Annotated in this window: 23 protein-coding genes, 1 tRNA gene and 1 riboswitch; of the genes, 5 read left to right on the forward strand and 19 right to left on the reverse strand. The window is 70.5% G+C overall.

What is annotated here, in order from left to right:
- Nucleotides 1-137: 137 nt before the first annotated feature.
- On the reverse strand, nt 138-1313 hold the full coding sequence (locus tag ACWD4J_RS36670) for a 4-hydroxybenzoate 3-monooxygenase (protein ID WP_451399849.1): 1176 nt from the start codon (nt 1311-1313) through the stop codon (nt 138-140).
- 197 nt (nt 1314-1510) lie between these two features.
- On the opposite strand from ACWD4J_RS36670, the gene ACWD4J_RS36675 reads away from it, so the two are divergent.
- Nucleotides 1511-3253, forward strand: coding sequence for an IclR family transcriptional regulator domain-containing protein (locus tag ACWD4J_RS36675; protein WP_451399850.1), 1743 nt, complete (start codon nt 1511-1513; stop codon nt 3251-3253).
- Between the two features lie 119 nt (nt 3254-3372).
- Here the strand turns inward: ACWD4J_RS36675 and ACWD4J_RS36680 are convergent.
- The 17 genes from ACWD4J_RS36680 to ACWD4J_RS36760 form a co-directional block, all read right to left on the reverse strand.
- Nucleotides 3373-3456: transfer RNA gene (locus tag ACWD4J_RS36680), tRNA-Leu, on the reverse strand.
- Nucleotides 3457-3857: 401 nt separating this feature from the next.
- Nucleotides 3858-5153: a class I SAM-dependent methyltransferase gene (locus tag ACWD4J_RS36685; protein WP_451399851.1), complete on the reverse strand. Its 1296-nt coding sequence runs from the start codon at nt 5151-5153 to the stop codon at nt 3858-3860.
- 253 nt (nt 5154-5406) lie between these two features.
- Nucleotides 5407-6789, reverse strand: a complete 1383-nt coding sequence (locus ACWD4J_RS36690; RefSeq protein ID WP_451399852.1) for an NAD(P)/FAD-dependent oxidoreductase — start codon at nt 6787-6789, stop codon at nt 5407-5409.
- A gap of 398 nt (nt 6790-7187) precedes the next feature.
- Nucleotides 7188-8126, reverse strand: coding sequence for a Ppx/GppA phosphatase family protein (locus tag ACWD4J_RS36695; RefSeq protein WP_451399853.1), 939 nt, complete (start codon nt 8124-8126; stop codon nt 7188-7190).
- Between the two features lie 153 nt (nt 8127-8279).
- Nucleotides 8280-8801, reverse strand: a complete 522-nt coding sequence (locus tag ACWD4J_RS36700; RefSeq protein WP_451399854.1) for a DUF501 domain-containing protein — start codon at nt 8799-8801, stop codon at nt 8280-8282.
- 88 nt (nt 8802-8889) lie between these two features.
- A complete protein-coding gene (locus ACWD4J_RS36705; RefSeq protein WP_451399855.1) occupies nt 8890-9366 on the reverse strand; it encodes an FtsB family cell division protein in 477 nt (158 codons plus the stop codon).
- Nucleotides 9367-9468: 102 nt separating this feature from the next.
- Nucleotides 9469-10755, reverse strand: a complete 1287-nt coding sequence (gene eno, locus ACWD4J_RS36710) for a phosphopyruvate hydratase (RefSeq protein ID WP_451399856.1) — start codon at nt 10753-10755, stop codon at nt 9469-9471.
- Nucleotides 10756-11022: 267 nt separating this feature from the next.
- Nucleotides 11023-11778 carry a transglycosylase family protein gene (locus tag ACWD4J_RS36715; RefSeq protein WP_451399857.1) on the reverse strand — a complete coding sequence of 252 codons (756 nt, stop codon included), beginning with the start codon at nt 11776-11778 and terminating at the stop codon, nt 11023-11025.
- 4 nt (nt 11779-11782) lie between these two features.
- Nucleotides 11783-12015: riboswitch (cyclic di-AMP (ydaO/yuaA leader) on the reverse strand.
- Nucleotides 12016-12186: 171 nt separating this feature from the next.
- Entirely contained in the window at nt 12187-13122 is a 936-nt protein-coding gene (locus ACWD4J_RS36720; protein WP_451399858.1) for a transglycosylase family protein, read from the reverse strand.
- A gap of 207 nt (nt 13123-13329) precedes the next feature.
- Nucleotides 13330-14625: a cytochrome P450 family protein gene (locus ACWD4J_RS36725; protein WP_451399859.1), complete on the reverse strand. Its 1296-nt coding sequence runs from the start codon at nt 14623-14625 to the stop codon at nt 13330-13332.
- A 291-nt stretch (nt 14626-14916) separates the two neighbouring features.
- Nucleotides 14917-15903, reverse strand: a complete 987-nt coding sequence (locus tag ACWD4J_RS36730) for a nucleoside triphosphate pyrophosphohydrolase (protein ID WP_451399860.1) — start codon at nt 15901-15903, stop codon at nt 14917-14919.
- A gap of 100 nt (nt 15904-16003) precedes the next feature.
- Nucleotides 16004-16663: a SurA N-terminal domain-containing protein gene (locus tag ACWD4J_RS36735; RefSeq protein WP_451399861.1), complete on the reverse strand. Its 660-nt coding sequence runs from the start codon at nt 16661-16663 to the stop codon at nt 16004-16006.
- Nucleotides 16664-16839: 176 nt separating this feature from the next.
- Nucleotides 16840-17511, reverse strand: coding sequence for a hypothetical protein (locus ACWD4J_RS36740; protein WP_451399862.1), 672 nt, complete (start codon nt 17509-17511; stop codon nt 16840-16842).
- A gap of 76 nt (nt 17512-17587) precedes the next feature.
- Complete coding sequence (locus tag ACWD4J_RS36745) at nt 17588-17914, reverse strand: hypothetical protein (protein WP_451399863.1); 327 nt, start codon at nt 17912-17914, stop codon at nt 17588-17590.
- 36 nt (nt 17915-17950) lie between these two features.
- A complete protein-coding gene (locus ACWD4J_RS36750; RefSeq protein ID WP_451399864.1) occupies nt 17951-18781 on the reverse strand; it encodes a glycoside hydrolase domain-containing protein in 831 nt (276 codons plus the stop codon).
- A 226-nt stretch (nt 18782-19007) separates the two neighbouring features.
- Nucleotides 19008-20753: an insulinase family protein gene (locus ACWD4J_RS36755; RefSeq protein ID WP_451399865.1), complete on the reverse strand. Its 1746-nt coding sequence runs from the start codon at nt 20751-20753 to the stop codon at nt 19008-19010.
- 3 nt (nt 20754-20756) lie between these two features.
- Complete coding sequence (locus ACWD4J_RS36760; protein ID WP_451399866.1) at nt 20757-21707, reverse strand: hypothetical protein; 951 nt, start codon at nt 21705-21707, stop codon at nt 20757-20759.
- Between the two features lie 545 nt (nt 21708-22252).
- Here ACWD4J_RS36760 and ACWD4J_RS36765 point away from each other — a divergent pair.
- Nucleotides 22253-22696, forward strand: a complete 444-nt coding sequence (locus ACWD4J_RS36765) for a hypothetical protein (protein ID WP_451399867.1) — start codon at nt 22253-22255, stop codon at nt 22694-22696.
- 82 nt (nt 22697-22778) lie between these two features.
- Here ACWD4J_RS36765 and ACWD4J_RS36770 read toward each other — a convergent pair whose 3' ends face one another.
- Nucleotides 22779-23153, reverse strand: coding sequence for a hypothetical protein (locus ACWD4J_RS36770; protein ID WP_451399868.1), 375 nt, complete (start codon nt 23151-23153; stop codon nt 22779-22781).
- Nucleotides 23154-23518: 365 nt separating this feature from the next.
- Here ACWD4J_RS36770 and ACWD4J_RS36775 point away from each other — a divergent pair, with 365 nt between their 5' ends.
- Genes ACWD4J_RS36775 through ACWD4J_RS36785 form a run of 3 tightly spaced genes read left to right on the forward strand, consistent with a single transcriptional unit; the run spans nt 23519 to nt 24549 of the window.
- Complete coding sequence (locus tag ACWD4J_RS36775; protein WP_451399869.1) at nt 23519-23848, forward strand: hypothetical protein; 330 nt, start codon at nt 23519-23521, stop codon at nt 23846-23848.
- A gap of 33 nt (nt 23849-23881) precedes the next feature.
- Nucleotides 23882-24229 (forward strand): DUF6247 family protein, encoded by a 348-nt coding sequence (locus ACWD4J_RS36780; protein ID WP_451399870.1) that lies wholly within the window; start codon nt 23882-23884, stop codon nt 24227-24229.
- Entirely contained in the window at nt 24226-24549 is a 324-nt protein-coding gene (locus ACWD4J_RS36785) for a hypothetical protein (protein ID WP_451399871.1), read from the forward strand. The genes ACWD4J_RS36780 and ACWD4J_RS36785 overlap by 4 nt, the downstream gene beginning before the upstream one ends.
- Nucleotides 24550-24860 lie beyond the last annotated feature (311 nt).

The raw sequence follows: 24860 nt of genomic DNA on the forward strand, positions 1-24860 counted from the left end.
CCGGAGGCGGTTCGGTTGCGCCGGACGGCTGAACGATTCTGTCCTGGCCGGCCAGTTCTTCCAACGGTTCAGCGGGCCGGTCGGTTCAGGGGGAAGCCGGCTGGTCAAGGAAAGCCGCTCAGTCCAGGGAGAGCCGGTCAGTCCAGGGGGAAGCCGGTGTATCCCTCCGCGAGATCGGTCTCGGCCGAGCGTGCGGTGGCGATCCGGTCCAGCTGGGCGAGCTGGATGCGGTCGTCGAAGGGGGTCGCGTCGGGGGCGCGGTGCAGCATGGTCGTCATCGCGTACGAGAAGCGCTCGGCCTGCCAGACGCGGCGCAGGCACGTCTCGGAGTAGGAGTCGAGCGGGGTCGAGTCGCCCGTCGCCCGGAACTCGATGAGGGCGCGGGCGAAGGTGACGACGTCGCCGACGGCGAGGTTGAGGCCCTTCGCGCCGGTGGGCGGCACGATGTGGGCGGCGTCCCCGGCGAGGAAGAGCCGGCCGTGGCGCATGGGCTCGTGGACGAAGCTGCGCATGGGCGTCACGGACTTCTGCGTGATCGGCCCGCGCTCCAACTGCCAGTCGTCGTCCGTCTCGAAGCGCCGCTCCAGCTCGTCCCAGATCGCCTCGTCGCTCCACTCGTCGGCGTCCGTGCCCTCGGGCACCTGGAGGTAGAGCCGGGACACGGCCGGCGAGCGCATGCTGAGCAGGGCGAAGCCGCGATCGTGGCGGGCGTAGATCAGCTCGTCGTGCGAGGGCGGCACGTCGGCGAGGATGCCGAGCCAGCCGAAAGGGTACGTCCGTTCGAAGACCTGGGAGAGCTCCGCCGGGACAGCCTTGCGGGCGACGCCCCAGAAGCCGTCGCAGCCGACGACGTAGTCGCACTCGAGGACGTCCTCGCGGCCCTCGTGCCGGAAGCGGACCCTCGGGCTGTCGGTGTCGGCGCCCTCCACGGCCAGCGCCTCGGCCTCGAACAGCAGCGGCCCGCCCTCCTTGAGCTGCAGCGCGATCAGGTCCTTGCACACCTCGGTCTGCGCATAGACCATCACCGACTTGCCGCCGGTCAGCTCCGGGAAGTCGACGCGGTGGCGGCGGCGCTCGAAGCGCAGCTCGATCCCGTCGTGGCGCAGTCCCTCGCGGTCCATGCGCTCCCCGGCGCCGGCCTCGCGCAACACGTCGACGGTGCCCTGCTCCAGGATCCCGGCGCGCTGGCGCTGCTCGACGTACGCCCGGTCGCGGCTCTCCAGGACGACGGAGTCGATGCCCGCGTTGTGGAGCAGGCGGGCGAGGAGGAGACCTGCCGGACCGGCTCCGATGATGCCGACGGTGGTGCGCATGCGAGACCCCTTGTCCTCTTGTTCAGGTGGCGACTTGTTCGCGTGGTGAACTTAAGTTCATAATGTTGCTTAAGCGGGAGTCTCTTCCGGCTTCCTGCCCGTGTCAACGGGTCGTGCCGTAATCCACGGCACAGCCGGGCCTCTCGCCACCGGCGGGTCGAGACGTCTCGCCGCAGGTCAGGAAAGGGAGGGCCGCGATGGCCGACGAGTCCGTACGCCCGCTGGAGCGCGGCCTCGCCGTGCTGCGCGCACTGGCGTCGGCCCCGTACGGGGACCAGGTGCGCGCGGGCGACCTCGTGCGCGCCACGGGCCTGGCCCGCTCGACCGTGGACCGGGTCGTGGCGACGCTGATCCGGCTCGGTCACGTGCGCCAGCAGGGTCAGGAGCTGCGTCTGACGCCGGGGCTGATGGAGCTGGGCAACGCGTATCTGGCCGCGGCCGGGCTGACCGCCGAGATCGCCGAGCGCACGGCGCGCCTCGCGGACGAGCTCGACGAGTCGGTGTCGCTTGCCGTGCCCGACAGGGATGGCGCCCGGTTCGTCGCACAGACGACCCGGCGCCGCACCATGTCCGTGGCCTTCCGCATCGGCGACCTGCTGCCGGCCGAGCGGTGCGCGCCGGGGGCGCTGTTCGCCGCGGCCTGGGACGAGGCGCGGTGGGCGGAGTGGCGCACCCGCCGGGCCGCCGACCCGGCGGCCCACGCGTTCACGGCGGTGCCGCCGCGCCAGGTCCCGGAGGCCGAGTTCGCCGACCGGGCGCGGCGGGCGGGAACGGCGGGCTGGGCGCTGGACGACCAGCTGATCGAACCGGGTCTGGTGGCCGTGTCCGTGCCGGTTCCCGCCCCCGGCGGAGGCGTCCGGTGCGTGCTGAGCGCCGTCAGCCATACGAGCAGGCATACGGCGGAGGGCCTCGCGAAGGCCGTACTGCCGCGGCTCCAGGAGGAGGCGGCGTGGCTCGCCGAGGCGCTCGAACGCGCACACACGGCGCCGCCGCCCTCGGCCTGGGGCGCCGCCGCGGGGGCTCCTCCCGGCCATATGCCGACGCGGGGCAGGCCCGAGGCGGTCGAGCAGCCACCCGCCATCGGCGCCGCCACTCCGGGTGGGCCCGAGGCGGCCTCCCCCGCCGACGCCGCGCGCCACGCCAAGGCCGAACTCGGCGCGGGCTTCCTGCAGTCGCTCGCGCGCGGGCTGGCCGTGTTGTGCGCGCTGGGTGCGGCGCGCGGCGAGGGGCTGCCGCTCACGGCGCTCGCCGCGGCGACGGGGCTGCCGCGGGCCACCGCCCGCCGCTGCCTGATCACCCTGGAGCAGGAGGGGTACGCGACCCACGACGGCCGTCTCTTCCGCCCCCTGCCCCGCATCCTGGAGCTCGGCTACGCCCGCCTCTCCGCGCTCTCCTTCGCCGAACTCGCCGAGCCGCACGTGCGCGACCTCGTCGGCCGTGTCCACGAGTCCGCGTCCCTGACGGTGCTCGACGGCACGGACATCCTGTACGTGGCGCGCGTACCGACCGTCCGCATCATGAGCGTGCACATCGCGCCCGGGACGCGCTTTCCGGCGTATGCGACGGCCATGGGCCGGGTGCTGCTGGCCGGGCTGCCGGAGGCCGAGCGCACCCGCCTGCTGGGGGCCGCACCGCCCCGGCCCCTCACCCGGCGCACGGTCGCCTCGGTGCCTGCCATCGCCGACATCGTGCGGACCACGGCCGAGCAGGGCTACGCGGCCATCGACGAGGAACTGGAGGAGGGCCTGCGCTCGATCGCCGTACCCGTGAGGGACGCACACGGCCACGTGATCGCCGCCCTCAACGTGGCGCAGCACTCCGGTGATGCGCCTCTCGAGGAGACCCGCGACGCCCTGCTGCCCGCCCTTCGCGAGACGGCCGCGGAGATCGAGGCCGACCTGCACACGGCGGGGCGCTTCAACACCGTGCGCGTGCCGTAGCGGGTGGGCGGCGGGGTCGTCGGGCGTCCTGGAGAGGGGGAGGCCCCCGGCGGGTTCATCGCGCCCTCGGAAGAGCGGGAGGACGGCCGTTACTCAAGCCGGTCGCCGCAGCGTGGGAGTGCCCGGAGCCGGACTTGAACCGGCACGCCCGCGAAGGGGCAGCGAGGTTTAAGCTCGCCGTGTCTGCTTTCCACCATCCGGGCAGGTCGTGGCTCCACACCAGGGGCAGAGCCTATCCGGCGCACATCCCCCGAACAGCGGAACGACAGACCGATGTTGTCTTATTTTATTGACGTCTGAGGGTGCATCAGGCCCCGAAGCGTGTAATCCGCACTTGCCAAGAGCCCGAGCGCTCCCCCGGGCCCGCGGCGCGGAATGACGGAATTTCACCGCCCCGTCACCTGCCTCACGGGCCCGCAGCCCCGCCGTCTCACACCTTCGGGTGCCCGGCTCTCCCCGAAACAGATGTCACCCCAACGAATGAAACCGAGTCGGTGCGTTCCGTGTGGAGGCCGCATGACGGCAGGAGGGCCCGAACGGTGATTCCGTCCGGGCCCTCCTGCCGTCCTCCGTGCGCCGGTCCGTGTGCCGGTCGGTTCGTGCGTCAGCCCCAGGTACGGGCCCGCAGCGGCATCCCCGACGTGCCGGACTCCGGCGACTTGACCGCCAGGACCTGGTTGACGCCGATGCGGTTGCGCTCGAAGGACAGCGCCGAGGCCGCCATGTAGAGGCGCCAGACGCGGGCCCGGCCGGGGCTCGTCAGCCGGGCGCCGGCAGACCAGTTCGCCTCCAGGTTGGCCACCCAGCGGCGCAGCGTCAGGGCGTAGTGCTCGCGGATCGACTCGAGGTCGCGCACCTCGAAGCCTGCCTGCTCCAGCAGCCCCACGGTGGCGCCGACCGGCTGGAGCTCCCCGTCCGGGAAGACGTACGCGTCGATGAACTCGTCGACGTGGTAGGTGGATTCGTCGGTCTGGGGGCGGCGCGCGATCTGGTGGTTGAGCAGCCGCCCGCCGGGCTTGAGCAGGGCGTACAGGCTCTTCGCGTACTCCAGGTAGCGGGCGGAGCCGACGTGCTCGGCCATACCGATCGAGGAGATCGCGTCGTACGGGCCGTCGACGACGTCGCGGTAGTCCTGGACGCGGATCTCGATCCGGTCCGTCAGGCCCTCCTCCGCGATCCGCTTGCGCGCGTACGCCGCCTGCTCGCCGGAGAGCGTGATGCCGACGACGCTGACGCCGTACTCGCGGGCCGCGTGGATCGCCATGGAGCCCCAGCCGCAGCCGACGTCGAGCAGCCGCTGCCCGGGCCCCAGACCCAGCTTCCTGGCCACCAGTTCGAGCTTGTCGCGCTGCGCGTCCTCGAGGGAGCCCTCAGGGCTCTCCCAGTACGCGCACGAGTAGACCATCGACGGGCCGAGCACCAGTTCGTAGAAGTCGTTGCCCACGTCGTAGTGGTGGCTGACGGCCCGCTTGTCGCTTCTCCTGGTGTGCAGGTGCAGGCGTCCGTGCCGCCGCATCTCCTCGCGCGGCGGGGGCGGCGGAAGGAAGGGTCCTGCCAGCTTGACGAGGCCGCGGACGGCGGCGCGCGCCTCAGGGGCGCGCAGCGTGTCCCACGTACCCCTGGCGTCCTCGCCGCGCTCCCAGATGAGCCCGGACATCAGGTCCAGGGCCTCGTAGAGATCGCCGTCCACATCGAGGTCGCCGGCCACCCAGCCGCGGACCAGCCCCAGTTCACCCGGCTTCCACAGCAGGCGCCGCAGGGCGCGGCGGTGGCGTACGACGAGCGTGGGGGCACCCGGCGGTCCTGCTTCCGATCCGTCCCAGGCGCGGACACGTACCGGGAGCGGGCTCCCCAGCAACTGCTCGACAAGAGTCTTCAGCCGCAGTGCGGCATCCTGCATGGCGCACACCTCCGTGACGACAGATCGCGCAACGGTCCAACACCACGTAAACACCAACGGGCCCCGCGCGCAGTCCCACTGGAGCGTTACGTCCACGCAAAATGCTTGCAGCCCACACGTATGGCTCACGTGTCCGGGGCCGGACACCGGTTGCCCGGACACACCGAAGGGGCCGCCCGCACCACGGATGGCGGGCGGCCCCTTCGGGCTGAGCAGGTGACCCCGTCGAGGTCAGGAGGCAACGACCCTCAGGTCAGGAGGCCTTGGCCTTCTCCTCCGGCTTCGCGGCCGCCGGCGCGGGGGTCGGCTTCGCGGCCTCGTAGAACTCCTCGCGCGGAGTCTCCATGGCGCCGAGGGAGACGACCTCGCGCTTGAGGAACATACCGAGCGTCCAGTCGGCGAAGATCCGGATCTTGCGGTTCCAGGTCGGCATCGCCATGCCGTGGTAGCCGCGGTGCATGTACCAGGCGAGACGGCCCTTGAGCTTGATCTTCATCTTGCCCATGACGATCATCGCGACGCCCTTGTGCAGACCGAGGCCCGCGACGGCGCCCTTGTTGCCGTGGCTGTAGGTCTTCTGCGGGAAGCCGCGCATACCCGCGATGACGTTGTCGCCGAGGACCTTCGCCTGACGCAGCGCGTGCTGGGCGTTGGGCGGGCACCAGGCGTTGGGGTTGCCGGCCTTGCGGCCGATGACGTCCGGAACCTGGGCGTTGTCGCCCGCGGCCCAGATGTAGTCGGTGCCCTGGACCTGGAGGGTCTCGCTGGTGTCGACGTGGCCGCGGGGGCCGAGCGGCAGGCCGAAGCGGGCCAGCGCCGGGTTCGGCTTCACACCGGCGGTCCACACGATGGTGTTGGAGTCGACCTCGAGGCCGTTCTTCAGCACCACGTGGCCGTCCACGCAGGAGTCCATGGAGGTGGAGAGGTAGACCTCGACCCCACGGCTCTCCAGGTGCTCCTTGCCGTACTGGCCGAGCTTGGGGCCGACCTCGGGGAGGATCTTGTCGGCTGCGTCGACGAGGATGAAGCGCATGTCCTCGCGGGACACGCTGCTGTAGTACTTGGCCGCGTCGCGGGCCATGTCCTCGACCTCACCGACGGTCTCCGCACCGGCGAAGCCGCCGCCGACGAAGACGAAGGTCAGTGCCTTGCGGCGGACCTCCTCGTCCGTGGTGGAGTCGGCCTTGTCGAGCTGCTCGAGGACGTGGTTGCGCAGGCCGATGGCCTCCTCGATGCCCTTCATGCCGATGCCCTGCTCGGCGAGGCCGGGGATCGGGAAGGTACGGGAGATCGCGCCGAGCGCGATGACGAGGTAGTCGAAAGGCAGCTCGTACGCCTCGCCGACCAGCGGGGCGATCGTGGCGACCTTGCGGTCCTGGTCGATGGTGGTGACCCGGCCGGTGAGGACCTCAGCCTTGGGCAGCACGCGTCGCAGCGGTACGACGACGTGCCGAGGCGAGATGCTGCCGGCGGCGGCTTCGGGGAGGAAGGGCTGGTACGTCATGTACGAGCGGGGGTCGACGACCGTGACGGTCGCCTCGCCGTAGCGCATCTTCTTGAGGATGCGGCGAGCTGCGTACAGGCCTACGTACCCGCCCCCGACTACGAGGATCCTGGGACGCTCCGTGGTGCTCATGGCATCGAGTATCCACCCGCTCGGAGGGGGTCGCTCGTGCGCCCCTTCACAAGCTTGGGTGGGGGCTCTGCTACACTGCCCGGCCCTCGTGACGGAGGTCATGTCACAGCAGGGAACCGCGGGGCCTCACGAGGCGTTGTCAAGGCCTCGTGAGCTGCCCCTCAGTGGCATCGCAGGGGTTGAACCACCCACCCCGCATCGGGGACTTCCGTCCCGCCGTCCAGGGTCCGACAGAGACCCTCCAGGGACCACCGCCCCCTCCCGGCGGGCCCGGCTGCAGGAATCCATGCCCTACCGGGCGGATTTCCTTGTGAAGAACTTCACGAAGTTTCTCGACGGGCCGCCGCCGAGGGGGTTTTCCGGCCCCCTCGGGCGCGCTCAGACGATATAGGAAGCGCTCAAGCGATCGACAGAGCGATCCCGTCGAGGATGTCGTGCTCGCTGACGACGACCTCTTGTACGCCGACCCGCTCCATGATCGAGAGCAGTACGAGGGCGCCCGCGCCGATGACGTCGACGCGGCCCGGATGCATCACGGGGATGGCGGCGCGCTCGTCGTGCGTGGAGGAGAGCAGCCGCCGGGTGATGGCGGCGACCTGCTCGTACGAGATACGCGAGTGGTGGATCGACCCGGAGTCGTACTCCTCGAGGCCCAGCGCGATGGCGGCGACGGTGGTGACCGACCCGGCGAGCCCGACCAGCGTGCGCGCCTCCTTGAGCGGCACCGTCTGCTCGGCGAGATCGAGGGCGGCCTCGATGTCGGCACGGATGGCGTCGATCTGACCCTGCGTCGGAGGATCGCTGACCACGCCGTCCTGTACGAGGTGGCGCTCGGTCATCCGTACGCAGCCGATGTCGACGGACCGGGCGGCACGCACGTGCTCCTCGCCGACGACGAACTCGGTGGAGCCGCCGCCGATGTCGACGACCAGGAAGGGCTTCTCCAAGTGGTCGCGGCCGACGAGTTCCTTGGTCGCGCCGGTGAAGGAGAACTCGGCCTCCTGGTCGCCGGTGATGACCTCCGGCTCGACCCCGAGGATGTCGAAGACGCCCCGGACGAAGTCGTCGCGGTTCTCGGCGTCGCGCGACGCGGAGGTCGCCACGAACCGCACCTTCTGGGCACCGAGGGCCCCTATCACCTCCGCGTACTCACGGCACGCGGCGAAGGTCCGCTCCAGCGCCTCGGGGGCCAGCCGCCCGGTCCGGTCGACGCCCTGGCCGAGCCGCACGATCTTCATCCGCCGGTCGAGCTCGACGAGCTCACCGTCGGGACGGACGTCGGCGACGAGCAGCCGGATGGAGTTGGTACCGCAGTCGATGGCGGCGACACGGGTCATGGACTCTGATCTCCTGTCGTGCTGAAACAGCCCGTCTGGGGGCACCTCCCAGCGTTGGCTGGGGGAGTTTGAGGACGAGGCCGTCAAGGCCGAAAGCGGGGGTCCGGGGGCGCAGCCCCCAGGGGACGGGAAGGGCAGGGGCGGCGGGGGCGATCACTCCTCGGCAGACACCACGCACGCCCCCTTGCGCCACCACTCGGGAAGCATCGCGATGGCCTCGTCACCGAGCGGATTCACGCCCGGGCCGGCGGCCAGCGAGTGCGCCACCAGCACATGCAGACACTTCACCCGGTCCGGCATGCCGCCCGCGCTCGGGAAGCCCGCGAGCTCCTCGATCTCGTCGCGGCGCCGGATGTAGTCCTCGTGCGCCGCACGGTACGCGGCCGCCAGCTCGGGATCGGTGGCCAGCCGCTCCGTCATCTCCTTCATGACGCCGTCGGCCTCCAGCGTGCCGATCGCGGACGCCGCCCGCGGACACGTCAGGTAGTACAGCGTCGGGAACGGCGTACCGTCCGGCAGCCGCGGCGCCGTCTCGACGACGTCCGGCTGTCCACACGGGCAGCGGTGCGCGATGGCCCGCAGCCCGCGCGGCGGCCGGCCGAGCTGCTGCTTGAATGCCTCGACGTCCGCGTCGGTCGGCTCGGTGCGCGGGGTGGGCGGCGGGGGGGTTTCCATGCCGTGGCTTGCGTCTTTCAGTAGTCAGGTGCGGGAGTCAGATGCGGGGTCGTACAGGGGTTCGCGGGCGGGGTCGGGCGGGTGCCGTTCAGTTGCCGGAACGGTCCGCCTTGTCGACGCCGTCCCAGACGTTGGAGTACCAGGGACGGTTGGCCGCCCCCTGGGCCGTACGCGTCTGCTTCGCGGCGCTCGGGTCGACCACGATGTAGCCGGTCTCGCCCGGCAACACATAGTGCAGCCGCTCCCGGATGCGCTGCTCCGCGTACGCGTCGTCCTTCCAGCGTGCCTTGAGGTCGCGCAGTTGCTCGACCCGTTCGCGCGCCTGCTGCCGCTGCCGCTCCAGATCCTCTATCTCGGCGCGCTGCGCGACGTACTGCCTTATCGGATACGCGAGCGCGACGATCAGCGAACAGAGCACCAGCGCCAGCAGCGCGGCACGGCCGGTGAGCCGGGAGCGGCGGGCCTGGCGCCGGGTCTGGGAGCGGTAGACACGGGCGGCGGTCTGCTCGCCGAGCAGCCGCAGCCGGGTCGCGGTGGAGAACCGGTCCCGGTCCTTGACGGCCATGTGCCCCGCCTCCCCATCACGTGCGTACGTCCCCGCACACGGTACGGGACCGAGTACGGGGACGTACGTACGACTGGCTAGACCGGCGTCTGCCGGGCCGGCTCAGCCCTTGAAGCGCGGGAAGGCGCTGCGGCCGGCGTACACCGCGGCGTCGTCGAGGATCTCCTCGATGCGCAGCAGCTGGTTGTACTTGGCGACGCGCTCGGAGCGGGCCGGGGCGCCGGTCTTGATCTGGCCGCAGTTGGTGGCGACGGCCAGGTCGGCGATGGTGACGTCCTCGGTCTCGCCGGAGCGGTGGGACATCATGCACTTGAAGCCGCTGCGCTGGGCCAGCTCGACGGCGTCCAGGGTCTCGGTCAGGGAGCCGATCTGGTTGACCTTGACCAGCAGGGCGTTGGCGGCGCCCTCCTCGATGCCGCGGGCGAGGCGCTCGGGGTTGGTGACGAACAGGTCGTCGCCGACCAGCTGGACCTTGTCGCCGAGCTTGTCGGTGATGACCTTCCAGCCGGCCCAGTCGTCCTCGAACAGCGGGTCCTCGATGGAGACGAGCGGGTAGGCCGCGACGAGCTCCTCGTAGTACTCCGTCATCTCGGCGGCGGAGCGCTCCTTGCCCTCGAAGAGGTACTTGCCGTCCTTGTAGAACTCGGAGGCGGCGACGTCGAGGGCGAGGGCGATCTGCTCGCCGGGGGCGTAACCGGCCTCCTTGATGGCCTCGAGGATGAGGTCGAGGGCCTCGCGGTTGGAGCCGAGGTTCGGGGCGAAGCCGCCCTCGTCGCCGAGGCCGGTGGCCAGGCCCTTGGCCTTCAGCACCTTCTTGAGGGTGTGGTAGACCTCGGTGCCCCAGCGCAGGGCCTCGGAGAAGGACTCCGCGCCGATCGGGGCGATCATGAACTCCTGGATGTCCACGTTGGAGTCGGCGTGCGAGCCGCCGTTCAGGATGTTCATCATCGGCACCGGCAGCAGGTGCGCGTTCGGGCCGCCCAGGTAGCGGAAGAGCGGCAGGTCGGAGGCCTCGGAGGCGGCGTGGGCGACGGCGAGCGAGACGCCGAGGATGGCGTTGGCGCCGAGCGAGGACTTGTCCGGGGTGGCGTCCAGGTCGAACATCGCCTGGTCGATCAGGCGCTGCTCGGTGGCGTCGTACCCGACGAGCTCCGGGCCGATCTGCTCGATGACGGCGAGGACGGCCTTCTCGACGCCCTTGCCGCCGTAGCGGTTGGCGTCTCCGTCGCGGAGCTCGAGGGCCTCGAACGCACCGGTGGACGCACCGGAGGGGACGGCGGCACGACCGGTGCTGCCGTCGTCGAGGCCGACCTCGACCTCGACCGTGGGGTTGCCTCGGGAGTCCAGGATTTCCCGGGCTACGACGACGTCGATGGACGGCACGAGCATCTCCTTCTGGGATGTGACGCTGGAAGTGCGGGGCTGTATGTCTTTGGCCTTGCGACAAGAGCCTATCCGGCTCCGGGGCGACGGCCAGCCGACCGACCGGCCCGTGGACAAACTGAAAGCAAATTGTTTCTGAACGGAACAAAGGCGGGTGGCATCCCGGCGGCTACGGGCACGCAACGGGACGAACCTCGCCCCGGCACGCGGGGGGACACGCGCCGGGGCGAGGGGCTGGAGAGATCTGCGGGAGATCTATGGGAGAGCGGTCCTTCAGCCGAGGTGGAGCTGCTGGCCCGGGTAGATGACGTTGCAGTCCTGGACGACGTCCTTGTTCAGCTCGAACAGCTTCTTCCAGCCGCCCTTGACCTTGCGGCCCTTGGCGATCTTGCTGAGGGTGTCGCCCTTCACGACCTTGTACTCGCCGTCGCCCTTCTTGACCTTCTCGCCGGTCGGGGTCTCGACAGTCGCGGTCGAGCCGCTGCCCTCGGAGCCGGAGGCGGTCTGCTCGTCCGTGCTCTGCGTGGTCTTGCTCGACTCGGTCGCACCCGACTCGGTCGCGCTCTCGCTCGACTTCTGCTGAGTGCTGTCGCTCTGCTGAGCGGTGGCGGAGTCCGTGGTGGTCGCGGTCGAGCCGCCCTCGTACGGGGTGCTGGAGAGGTTCACGCCACAGGTCGGCCAAGCGCCCTTGCCCTGAGCCGCGAGGACCTTCTCGGCGACGGTTATCTGCTGCTCCTTGGTGGCCTTGTCGGCCGTGGCGGCGTACTGCGTACCGCCGTACGCGGCCCACGTGGAGGCCGAGAACTGCAGACCGCCGTAGTAGCCGTTGCCGGTGTTGATGGACCAGTTGCCGCCCGACTCGCACTGGGCGACGGCGTCCCACTCGGTGGCGGTGGCGGCGGAGGCGGAGCCGGCCGCCATCAGCGGGGCGACGATGGCGACACCGGTGACACCGGCGAGCGAAGCGATGCGAGAAGTCCGGTTGAGCACGGACGCGCGGCGGTGCTTGCCCTGGCTGGAACGCAGCATGGAGTGATCCCCTCACCGACGCCTGCGAGGTGAGCTGTCGGGTTCGGGCGGTAGGGGTATCCCGTGCTCCTTGAGAGCTTCGGGAAGAGTTGCCCGGTCGCGGCTTTCGTTGCGCGCGACTTCACCCCAAGCCGGTTCTGGCCGCAGTCAGCCGGCACCATGTGTGCTCAGCTACTCAACGGCCGTTGCCGGCGCAAACCTTGGGTCCCCCGCTCCTGCCTACGGCGCTGAACGCGACGACTGAACCCGCATGGCCGTCGGCAGGATTCGGCGTGACGACCGCGAGTGCCCGCTGTGGCGAGCGGTCACGACCGTAAACATCCGCTGGAGTGGATTTCAAAGACGATCAGGGCTTCTGAGACTCATCTCTCACTCCCGCCAAAACGGACAATTAGCCCTGAACTATCGCTATTTATCGGCCGATTCGAGGCCGAGATCCAGGGTCTGACCGGGGAGGATGAGGTCGGGGTCGGCGCCGACGCTCTTCTTGTTCTCCTGATAGAGAGCAGTCCATCCGCCCTTGATGTCATGGGCGTCGGCGATGGCCCAGAGGTTGTCGCCGGTGCGCACGGTGTACGAATCGTCCTCGCCGCGGCCCGCTTCGGAGCGCGAGGCATGGCGGCCGGAGGGGTCGGAGGAGCGCGTGTCCGTCAGGCCCTCCTGGGCGCTGTCGCCGCGATGCCGGCCCGTTCCCGCGCTTTCGGACGACGACTCGCCAGACTCGGCGGGGTCCGCGGTGGCCGAATCGGAGGACGAACCACCGTCGGCCTTACTAGACTTATCGGACTTGCCCGAATCGCCCCGATTGCTCCCCTTCGATTCGCCGGAGGCTGCCGAGTCAGTGGTGGAGTCGTCGGTCGATTCGTCGGAGGCCGAGTGCTCCGCCGCATCCGAGGAGCCGGACGACGCCTCGGACGACGAACCGGACGCGTCCTTCGACACACCCGTGTCGACGTCCGCCGCGGCCTCACCCTTGGTGAGACCGACGAGCAGGGAGCAGGTCGGCCACGCCTTGGGCCCCTCGTCCGCGAGGACCTTCTCGGCAACGGCTATCTGCTGCGAGCGGCTCGCCTGATCCGCGCTCGGGGCGTAGTCGAGGCCGCCGTGGTTCTCCCAGGTCTCCTGCGTGAGCTGCAGACCGCCGTAGTAGCCGTTGCCCTCGTTCGCGCTCCACGCGCCGCCGCTCTCGCATTCGGCGAGGTGGTCCCAGGTGGTGGTGTCCGCGGCGACGGCGCTGGTGGCGCCGAGCAGCGGGATCGCGATGGCCGATCCGGTCACCCCCGCCGCGACGATGAGGGCCGGAGCCTGGCGGGGGCGACGGTGTCGGCCGTTCCCGGAGAGCATGCGGTTGCCTTTCGCGGTCGGGACTTACCCGGCCGACGGAGCCAACCGGGCAAGATTGGGGTGACTGGGACAGTTGATGCCCGAGTCGACGGTGAACGTAGCGGGAGTCGAACGCCTGTCACAAGTCAATGCAGCGCAGATCACGTGAAAGTCACAAGGTTGACGGTGCGTCAGCTAGAGCTTCCGGAATGCTACTGACGAGTTGGGCTACGGCCGCGGAGTGAAGCGCACCGGCAGCGTTCGCAGCCCCCGCATGATGAGCCCGCCGCGCCACCGCAAATCGGCAGGATCCGCATCGAGTTGCAGGTCAGGAAGGCGCGTCAGCAGCGTGGCGAGAGCCGTCTGGCCCTCCAGCCGGGCGAGCGGCGCGCCCAGGCAATAGTGGATGCCGTGCCCGTATCCGAGGTGCTGGTTGTCGCGCCGGGCCAGGTCGAGGGTGTCGGGTTCGGCGAACCGCTCGGGGTCGCGGTCGGCGGCGGCGAGTACGACGAGGACGGGGTCGCCGGGCTCGATGTGCTGCCCGCCGATCGTGAGCGCCTCGGTGGCGAACCGCCAGGTGGCGAGCTCCACCGGCCCGTCGTAACGGAGGAGTTCCTCGACCCCCGTGGCGAGCAGGTCCGTCTCGCCCGCGGCGAGGGACTTCTGCAGCCGCTCGCGCTGGACGGGGTTGCGCAGCAGCGCGTACGTGCCGTTGCCGATGAGGTTGACGGTCGTCTCGAACCCCGCGAAGAGCAGGATGAACGCCATCGCGGCCGCCTCGTTCTCGGTGAGGTGCTCGCCGTGGTCGGAGGCGCGGATGAGCCCGGAGATGAGGTCGTCGTCGCCGTCCTGGCGCAGGCCTTCGCGCTTGCGGTGGATCAGCTCGGCGAGGTAGCCGCGCATCTTCTTCACGGACCGCGCGACGCCTCCGCGCGGCCCGCCGCCGTGCCGGATCATCATGCCCGCCCAGTCCCGGAAGTCGTCCTGGTCCTCGCGGGGGACGCCGAGCATGTCGCAAATGGCGTAAATGGGGAGGGGAAAGGCGAACTCGTGGATGAGGTCGGCGGTCCCTCTGGCCGCGAACTGGTCGATGAGGCGGTCGGTGAGCTCCTGCACGCGCGGCGCGAACTCGGCCACGCGGCGCGGGGTGAACGCCTTCGACACCAGCCGCCGCAGCCGCGTGTGGTCCGGCGGGTCGATGTTGAGCAGATGCGTCATCAGTTCCGCCTTGCGCTCTCCGGGGATACCCGTCTTGCCCTTCGCGTGCGCGGGCTCGTCGTGGTGCGCCGGGTTCTTCGACAGCCGCTGATCGGCGAGCGCCTGCCGCGCGTCCGCGTACCGGGTCACCAGCCAGGCCTCGACCCCGCTGGGCAGCCTGGTGCGGTGCACGGGCGCGTGCTCGCGCAACCAGGCATAGGCAGGGTAGGGGTCGGCGGCGAACTCCCAGCTGAAGAGTTCGGGAAAGGCTTCCTCTGCGGGAGCGGGCCCCTTTTCGGGGGCCCCGGCCGGGTTCTGATCGTGCACGTCTCGACCGTAGCCGCAGTACGCGGTGGGGAGGGACAGCGGGCGGGGCTCGCCCATGGGGCTGCGGGCGTCGGCCCGGCCGCGGGACGGCGGGCGTCGGCCCGGCCGCGGGCTGCGGGCCGGACCGTGGCGGTCGGCACGGTCCATGGGTCTGCGGACCCGACGGCCGCCGCAGGCACGCATCGGTGCGGCGGCGAGCCGACCGCACCCGCTCCCGCCCCGGCCCCGCCCCGGCGGCGTGGCTGCTGAGGCGTCGATCCACATGGCGCCGGCTCGCCCGCCGGACGGCGCTCAGCCCGTCGGCCGCTCCGCCGCGCGTATCGCGTCGCGGTACGAGCGGGCCGCCGCGCGCAGTGCCGTCTCCGGGTCGACGCCCTCCGCTTCGGCGCGGGCGGCCAGCGCCAGCAGTTCGTACCCGATGCCGTCGCCGGTGGGGAGGGGGACGTCGAGCCCGGCCGTGCGGGTGCGGGACGCGAGCTTGGCTGCGAGCGCGAGGGCGGGCTGGTGCAGCGGGATGCCCTCGGTCACGGATGTGCGCTGCTTCTCCACCGCCTTGGTGCGCAGCCAGTGCGCCTTGACGTCCTCGGGCGTCTCGGCGGTGTCGTCGCCGAAGACATGGGGGTGACGGTGGATGAGCTTCTCGACGATCGTGCCGGCCACGTCGTCGATGGAGAACGGCTCCGTCCCGTCCTCAGGACGGCCCTCCTCGGCGATACGGGCGTGGAAGACGACCTGGAGGAGCACATCACCCAGTTCCTCGCGCAGCTCGGCGCGGTCGCCCGACTCGATGGCCTCGACGAGTTCGTACGCCTCCTCGATGCCGTACTTGGCGAGGCCCTGGTGCGTCTGGGTGGAGGACCAGGGGCATTCCGCACGGATGCGGTCCATGACCTGGACGAGGTCGAGGAGGCGGGCGCCCGGCAGGTCGTACGAGCCGGGGAGCAGCTCCAGTTCGGGCATCTGCACGCGGCCCGAGCCGGCCAGCCGGGCAAGGCCGTCGGTCAGCCGCGGCTCGCCCTCCCCCGTGGCCACGACGGTCACCGTCCGCCCGCCCGCACAGGCGTCCACCAGCTCCTGGGCCGTGGGGGCCGTCTGCTCGACCTCGATGCCCGCGTCCCGCAGATACGGGAGCTGCGGGTGCGCCGCGTCCGCACACAGCACGCGGTCGGCCGTGCGCAGGGCCTGCCAGGCAGGCCAGGACAGCAGGCCAGGCGCGACGCGATGGCTGGTGGTGAGCAGGACGATGCGGCCGGGGTCCTCAGAGCTGGTTGCGTTCACGCATCGAACGTAACCCACGCCACCGACATAGCCCCGGGCGCCGGGAGTACGGAGGGGCCGGACGGTCGGGCCGTGCCTCCGTACTCGGCTGCGGCAACGCCTACGCCTGCTTTTTCCCCGCCGCCGTCACCTCGCGGATCCACGGCGTCTTGACGTCCGCACGCCCGTTCTTCTGCACGTCCCAGGTGCCGTACCGCGGGTTCAGATCGATGTCGAGCGCCTTCGACGCGTCGGACAGGGCCTTCAGGAACGTGTCCTGGCCCGTCGGCGTGTTCATGTCGGCACCGAGCCGATTCGCGAGCTCCCGGGCCTCGAGCTCGGTACGCAGGCTCTCGTCGACGCGTGCAGGGGCGATGTTGTACTGCTGCAGCCAGACCGCCTCCAGCTGCTTCGAGCCGCCGGCCTGCTGTTCGAGGCCCGTCCGGGCGTCCTGGATCTGCTTCGGCGTGATCTCCACCCCGGCGTCGGTGGCGGCGCGGTGCACCACCCGGTCGAACACCAGGCTTTGGAGGGTGTCGCGGGCGAGGCCGCCGGTACTGGCGAGGGCCTGCGCGTACTGCGTGTCGTCCGAGGTGGCGGCCCGCTGGGCGTCCCGTACCTCGGCCACTCGGCTGTCCAGCTGCGCGACCGTGATCCGGTCGCCGCCGACGACGGCCGCGGCCCCGGGCCGTGCATCGTTTCCGCAGGCGGTGAGCAGCGGGGTTGCGGCAAGAAGAGCCACGGAGGAGACGGCGAGCGCGATGCGGCGACGGCGGTGCAAGGAAGCCTCCCGAGGAGATTGTGCGGCGGTGCACAAAGTCTTGCGGTGATCGATGGTAGGCAGTGGCTGTGTTCTGGGCCACCCCTTCCCACGCACTTCGTGCAGGGGATGCCCCAGAACCAACGATTCGCCGCGCGTTACGGCACCCCGGCGCCCACGTCGTCCTCGTCCTCGCCCTACCCCTGCGCGTCGACCGCCCGCTCGACCGCCCCCGCGATCTCGGCCCGCAGCCCGTCCCCGGTCTTCGTGACGGTGACGTTCCCGGGCCGGGCGCTTCCGCCCCGCCCGGTGCCTGTGCCTGTGCCGGAGTCGGCGTCCGCGCCCACGAGTACGAAGCCCACCTTCTGGTACTGGGGCGCGGCCTGGGCCGCGGCCTTCACCTCGGGACTGCCCGTCGCGACGACGACGTCGCAGGAGCGCTGCAGCAGCCCGTTCAGATACGGCCGCGCGTTGGCCGTGGACTGCTCACCCGTCACCGGTGCGTAGCTCACGCGCGCGTGCGTCTTGAGCGACGCGTCCTGCATGCCCTGCCAGACCTCGGCGGCGGTGGTCCCAGACGTGATCCCCTTCTTGCCGGTCAGCAGGCAGGCGTCGACCTCCGTGTAGTGCCGCGCCCGGGTGTCCGGGATCGGCGGCCTGCCGTCGTCCTGGAAGACGAGGAACCCCGTGACGGCCACCGCGGCCACCACCACGAGGGCGGAGGCAGTGACGGTGATCTGCCGGCCGCTCAGCGACCTGAGCCGGAGGACGGCGCCACGCGCGCGTGCGGCGACGCGCGACAGCTGCGCCGTCTCGCTCGCCGTCTTCGCCCGCTGTGCCTGGAGCACCTGTCTGACCCGCTTGGCCACCTGTCCGGCTCGCTTCTCTCGTTACTTCTTGCTTCTCGGCCTGCGGCGGCCGCCGACCCTGGTGCGGCAGGTCCGGTTACCGGTACCTGGGGCGTCCCATGCGGCGGGGCCAGACCGTCCAGGCGTGCACCGAGGCTCCCGCCATCGACATCAGGATCAGCAGCGTGTCGTCGGCGAACGCCATGCCGTGGGTGGTCTCGGGCGTCAGAGCGAGCTCCAGGACCCATGCCACCAGCACCGCGCTGAAGACTCCGAAGGCGCCCCAGTCCGCGCGGCCGCCCCGCCTCAGCGCGATCACGAGCGAGGGAACAGGGCACAGCAGCCCCAGGCTGACGACGGGAAGCGCCGCGAGCCCCGCCCGGACGGCGACCGGCCCCAGCACCGGCACCCTTTCGACCCTCATTCCCTGCTCCTCCTGCTCCTCCTGCTGCTGCGGGGCTCAGCCGGTGATGGCCACCGGCGCGTCCCAGGCGTCGCGGTCGACGGTGATCGTGTAACCGCCTCGCGACTCCTTGCTGTTGACCAGGTACTGGTGGCCGCGGTGGTGCCCGGTGTAGAGCGTCGAGCTGAACGGCCAGTCGCTGGTCGTGGTGTTGACCTTGTCCCACTTGGCGTACCAGAGGTTGCCCGGCAGGTTCGTACGGTCGGACGCGGTCGCCACCGCCTTCGCGCTGGAGCTGCTGAAACCGTAGAGACCGCTGCGGTACTGCTTCGCGTTGACGGCCTTGTGCCAGGCGCGCACATAGGTCAGCACCGCGTCGTTGCAGGACGTGTTGGTGGTGTCGTACGGCTCCATGTCCAGGTAGAGCCCGCTGCCCGCCTTCATGCCGAGGGCGGACGCCTTGGCGACGGCGTCCGCGCCGTCGGCGGCACCCTGCGAGGCGGCGGTGCTCGCGCTGATCGTCTCGGGGCTCGAGCCGGTCTGGCAGGGCGGCTGGGCCGCCACGTAGATCGGAATGAGCTTCCAGCCGACCGAGCTGACGGACTTCACCCAGGAAGCGGTGAGGTTCGGCTGCGAGCAGCCGCGGTTCTTGCCGCCCACGTACACGGCGGCGGCGCCGTAGAAGCCGGTGTGCCAGGCCTTCATCGCGGACAGGGATGGCGCGGCGCAGGTGTCGAAGGCACGGCCCGTGTAGACCTTGGCCGCCGGCCAGCTCGTCGTGGTGGCCAGGGAGTTCTGCGCCGCGATGCCCGCTCCCGCGAGCACTGCGGCACCTGCCGCGGCCCACGCGATGTAGCGACGCTTCCTAGACACCCGATGGCTGGACATCCCCACCCCATTCACGACACGAGATCGACTGCGAGAGTCGACTTCGCGAACCGACTACGAGAGAACTCCCGGCACGCGACTTGCACCGGGCACGCCGCACACCGGCCGTGCCGGGCGCAAAGCGGATCGAACCGTAACCGACGGCTTCGGGCCGGTCGGGAAACATCGCATCTTGATCGCCACAAGAATCCCCCAAGGCACAGCAAAGCCAGGGGTGTCGCAGTGGTCAGCTGCCGTCTCCCGCGGGTGTACGCCGGGTTCGCCGCTGGATCCGGACGGCGGGCCAGGCCAGCCCGGCGGCGATGATCCAGAGGAAGACGGTCAGGCCGGCCCATTCGCCCGTGGTGGTCTCCGGATCCGTGGCGCCGAAGACGGTGTAGGCGACCGCGACGAGGGACCAGAGGCCCGCGAGCACCCCGAACACGACGAGCCCCGCCGTCTGCGCGCCCGTGCGTCGCGGGCGCGCCGGCTGTCCGGACCGGGCCGCCCCTGCTGCAGCAGCCGCGGAGCCGCCGGCCGTGGCTCCCGCGTCGGCCTTCGGCGGTGTCTGCCGGGGCGGCAGCCAGACGGTGGCGGACGGGTGCACCGCGGCGTCGATGGTCGCCATCGTGTGGGCGTCGATCCCGTACAGTGCCGGCTCCACGTGTACGGCCAGGCCGTCGGTGCCAACGAGTTGGCGCCCGCCGTCGGGCCAGCTCAGCTCGGCGGCGCACGCGCGGTAGAGCACCGTGATCGTCTGCTTCCCCGTGGTCAGGCTGACCCCCTCGTCCCCGACGACCAGCGCCGAACCGTCCTTGCGTACGGAGGGGAACTGCTTCCCGGCGACGGTGTGGGCGGAGCTGGTCGGGGCCGCCGCGTACCCGGCCCAGTCGGCCCTGTGGCCCGAGGGCACCTGCATCAGCGCCGTCCCGGCGGCCTCGAGCGCGACCGCGTGCAGATGCGCCGGTGTCACAGCCCATAGCTCGGCCCTCAGTTCGTCGGTACCGCGGAGCGTCCGATGCGCGAGGAGGTCCTCGGCCGCGCCGGGCAGCCGCCGTACCGCCCCGTCGGGGGCCGTCAGCGCCCCGTCGCGGCGGGTGCGTACCGCCTCCAGGTCGGCCTGCTCGATCCGGCCGGCCTGGAGCCCCGCCAGGACGTCGACGAAGCCGCCGAGTACCGCGTCCTGCTTGGCGGGCAGGGCGTCCGCGAAGGCCGTGACGATCGCGAAGCCGTCCCGGCGCGACTCGTAGGAGGTCGCGGCCGTGTAGGAGTAGCCGCCCTCCTGGCGCAGCGCACGCGACAACTCGCGCTCCAGGACTCCCGAGTACAGCCGGGCCGCGGTGGTGTCCGCCGTCACACAGTCCAGCAGCACACCGCCCGTACCGTCCGAGAAGTAGGCGGGGCTCTCGGAGAGGGCGGAGGTGACCGCCGGCATGGGGCGGCGGACGCCGGCGGGCAGCTTGAGCGTCAGCCCGGCCGGGAGCCGTTCCCCGGCGACCCACAGCACGGCGTTGTCCCGGGTGAACCAGGCCTCCGCCCAGTGCCGTACGTCCTCCGGGCGCAGCTGCCGTACGCCCCACTCCGGATAACTGGGCAGGCCGTAGCCCTGTGCCCCGTAGCGCCACAGCGGGAGCAGACCGGGGTCGCGACGGGACTCCTCGGTGCGCAGGATCTCCTTCTCGGTCTCCAGGCGCTCCATCGGCAGGTCGGCCAGCGAGGTGCACACGCCGTCCAGGTAGGCGACGATCTCGTGCTCGGCGCCCTCCACATGGAAGTGGGTGAACGCGGCCGTGGTCGCGCCGTTGAAGTGGTAGTCGGCCAGGCCCTGGCGGTGCAGCGCCAGATGCTCCACCAGGTGCGTGATTCCGGCCCGGCTCAGCGTCTCGTCGGCGACGCCGACGCGGAAGACCAGCCCGGCGCGCATCGGTCCCGCGGAGTACGCGAAGAGGGTGGGTATGCCGTCCACCTCGGTGGAGTGGATGGTCTGGCTCATGGTTCAGCCTCTCGCGAGTGCGGCGGCACGGTGTCTGGTGAAGGCCTCCGTGGGATCGCCGAGGTAGTTCCAGGGGAATTCGGACGCCAGGTTCCCCATGGCGCGGAAGTGGACGGCGGCGCTCTCCGTGTCCCCGATGAGGGAGAAGAGCGCGGCGAAGGTGCCCTGGACGCTGACCCACCCGTAGGGGCGCTGGAAGGCCGGGTGGAGCACGGACCGCTGGGCGGCCTCGATGAGTTCGGACCGGACATAGGCCTGGCGCAGGTACTCGGCCCGCTTGTCCTTGTTGCGGAGGTCGAGCCAGTGCTCGAGGTGCGCCTCGGCCACCAGTCCGCCGTTCAGGGCGCCTTCGGGGGCGTTCAGCATGCACTCGCGGGCGAACCCGTGCGCCGCTTCCCAGCTGCCGCTCCATTTGGGACACAGCTGCTGCAACAGGCGTGCCTGGCCGGAGAAATGGGCCGGGTGGTAGGCGGCGAGCCGGTCGTATCGGCGCCGCGCCTCGTTCTGCCCCAGCTGGAGTCCCCGCGCGGTGTTGAGCCGCTCGGCCCAGGCCGCGTCGTGGGACGGGTCGAGGGCGGTGGCCCGGATGAGCAGTTGCTCGGCCCGCCGCAGGTACTCATGGAACTGGGCGAACTGCTCCCTGCTCACGCTCTCGGCGCGGCCCTCCGTCCTGATCTCCCAGCCGATGCGTACCTCACGGGTTCCGAGGAGCGTCAGGGCGAAGACGTCGGTCGGTACCGCGGCCACGAGTTCGCGCAGGGGGTGTTCCACCCCCTGGACGTCGGCCAGCACACCGAAGGCGAAGCTCCGGTTGGTCCCGTGCGGAAGCCCGTCGACGTACTGGCGAACCGCGGCCCAGTCGTTCGCGGCGGCGGCCTGCTCCAGCCAGGCGGCCTCGGGGAACGCCGAGGCGAGCTCGAAGTCGGGGGGCGGCAGGGATGCGGCGGTTGGCATGAAGCGGATGGTAAATGGCACAGATGACCGGCTATCCGTGGCGACGAGGCGACCACGCGATGGACATAAAGGGGCATGTGGGGCCACTGGCTGTCGATTTGGCTTCGACTTGGGGCTGGTTTGGGTGTGCTTGACCCTGCCTTGATGCTCACTTGGCACCGCCTTGCCCTGAGCTTGCTTCTGGCCTGCACCTTGCGTGGAAGACTGACTGCGCGAGCGAGCGGCCCCTGAACCTGCCCCTGCACCTGCACCGCGGGAGCGGCCTGGACGGGAGCCCGCGTCGGGGGGCTGGGCGTGTTCGCCTCCCCGCACCTCCATGCGCTCCGCTGCGCGCCCACGAAGTGCTACGAAACCCGGCGGTTCGGGCACTTCTGTTGCGGCTCGCCTCGCACCACCCCCCACCCGCTCGGGACGCGCTCTGGTCACGTGCGTTCCTGGTTTATCCTGCCGCCTCCGCCTGGTCGGTCCGGCGGGTCGGCACGTACGACCCGTCGCCCACCGTCCCCTGTCCGTCGCCTGTCCGTCGCCCAACCCCGGAGTCCACCGTGGCACTCAACCCCCGCCGCAACCGCCAGCTGCTCGAGACCGCGGCCCCCTTGCTGATACAGGGCGAGCAGGTCCAGTTCACCACCCTGGCCGCCGTCGGTTCGGTGTCCGTGCGCAAGCAGGCCCTCACGGCGGCCGTGGTCGGCGTACTCAGCGCCGGAACGGTGATGGCGACTGTCACCCCCCACCCCATGTACATCGTCATGACCGACCAGCGCCTGCTGTTCTTCGACGGCACGAACGGCGGCAGGCCGGGCCGGCTCCAGATGAACCTGCCGCGCCCCTACGTCTCCGCCACGGAACCCAAGAATGGTTTCCTCGGCCTCACCGTGGTCACGCATCTGACCGTCGCCGGCCAGGAGAAGGGCCTGAAGCTCACATTCCCGGTCCAGAACCGCGGGGACGGCCGGCGGTTCACTTCGGTTCTGCCCGTCACTCGCTGAGGGCTTGCGGGGTCGGCGTAGACCGCCGGGCGCCTCCGCCTGGCGGCCGAGCGTCCCGCATGGAACCCGGGAAGCCGGGGGCTCATTGTTCGACCCATGTGTACCGATTCCACACCGCATCCCGGTCCTCGGCCTCCAGCAGAACTTGGACGCCCGTCTCCCGGGGCAGGAGACAACCTTTTGGCCAGGTGATCTCCTCACCGGCGGCGGTTATCACCACCTCTTCGGAGTCGCCGAAGATCTGGAGGTTGTAGAACGTCCGCTCCCGAAGTGCCGTGACCGTCGAGAAATCAGACTCGACAGTCACAATGACACAGTCGCCCTCACCATCGTCCAGTGTCAGCCCGAGGGATGCGGTCGCTGGAATCGATCGGTACACGTCCGCGAGGTCCGACAGAGGAACCTTCGAGTGCTGATACGAGGGATCCCAGACCTCGACGGTCACCACATTGGACATTCAGGCACCCTTCGCCTCACCCACTCGGTTCTGCCGCCGGCCATCAGCGCGAATGGACTGCGGATTACAGACGACCCACACAGATTTGCCGACTCGCGCGGACAGCCGCTATACCACTCCGGCCCGAAATCGACGAGGCATGGTCGGCGCGGCGTGCGCGCCGTACGAGCGCCGGCGGTCGCCGCGTGACCGGTGTTGTCCGATCACAGCGGCGGGGTGTCAAACACGGGCCACCTGTCACCTGTCACCTGTCACCTGTCACCTGTGGCCGTCGGGCCGCGGATTGCCTCACGGCCCTCCACGCCAGAGTGCATACCGGCAGAATCAATTGTTAGGCGCGATTATCTTGTGTCATGCTCGGCCGCATGAGCGCTGAGGACGCGCGGTACCAGGAAGACCTGAGGACGCCGACACTGATCGCCATCGCACGCCAGCAGGAGGTCATCCGCCAGGCGGAAGAGACGATGCGGCAGGAGCGGGAAAGGCTCGCCGAGCTCGTCTATGCCGCCACCACGAGGACTCCGGCCAACCCCATCCCGTACGGCCGCGTCGAACACGTCGCGCGACTGCTCGGAGTCAAACGCGACCGCGTCGCCAAGATCCGCGCCGCGGTGCGAAAGAGCCGAGCCAGGGAAGCGGAGCCGTATCCCGAGGCAGATGGCCCCGTAACCCCCTCGCTCCCCGCCGCAGCCTGACCGATCCGCGCCGCAGAGAGGAACCCGCCGCTCATGACCACCGCACCCCTCGGGGGCGGGACATCCGTTCCCCCGATGCCCGAGAGGAACCCGAAGGCGCTCCGCGCCGCCATCGCCCAGTACGCGCCGAAGCTCCTCGTCGACTTCGACCGGCACTGGCGACGGGACATCGCAGACGCCTACGACCTCGCTCCCGTCCCCGCCTTCATGGCCCGCTGGTGGAGCGAATACGCCCTCGCCCGTGACCCACAGCTCGAAGCCAGGGTCCACCATTTGGAGGACGAGGCCGCCCAGGAATCCGACTACGCCCGTGCGAAAGCCCTCATCGAAGAGGCCGGCCGCATCCGCCGTACGGCCGCGAAGACGGAGCCCGGCCAGTGACAAGCGAATTCATGGGGCCACCCTGGCAAGCCGACTGGACGAAGGAAGCCGACGACAACAGGAACGCCCTTCCCACCCAGGCCCGTGCGCTGGTCGACGCCGCACGCGTGGAGCTCGTCACCGCGAAAGACCCGTACTTCCGGGGCATCGACAGCGACCGCGATCTACCAGCCGGAATGAGCGTCGAACCCGTCCAGTCCACCCGCCCCGGCGGTGAGCACGTTCTCTACTTCGACCACGGACGCGGATGGCTGCGGTACCACTTCGTACCCCGCACCACCGATCCGCAGATCGTGATCGACGAGTGCTTCTGGCAGTAGCCCGGACGCCCCGCACTCCCCACCCCGGACTTCTCCCGCTCTGTGCTGTCGCCAACCCAACGGACGGTTTCGCAGGGACTCCGCAAGGCTTCCTGCGTGCCATCGGCGCCGAATTCGAGCGTGAGGCCAAGGGTTGGGTAGCTGTCCGTGAGCTGCCCCTCCCAGGCCGACCTGCGGAAAGAAACCCCCGGCTGCCCGAGGACCCCCTGGCAACTCGCCCGACTCATACCAAACCAGAGCGGACCGAATGCCCGGAACGGTTCAATATGAAAGAACGACACCTCAGGCATGGTTAAGTACTCGCCCATGAC

The organism is Streptomyces sp. NPDC002577 (genome assembly GCF_053594815.1).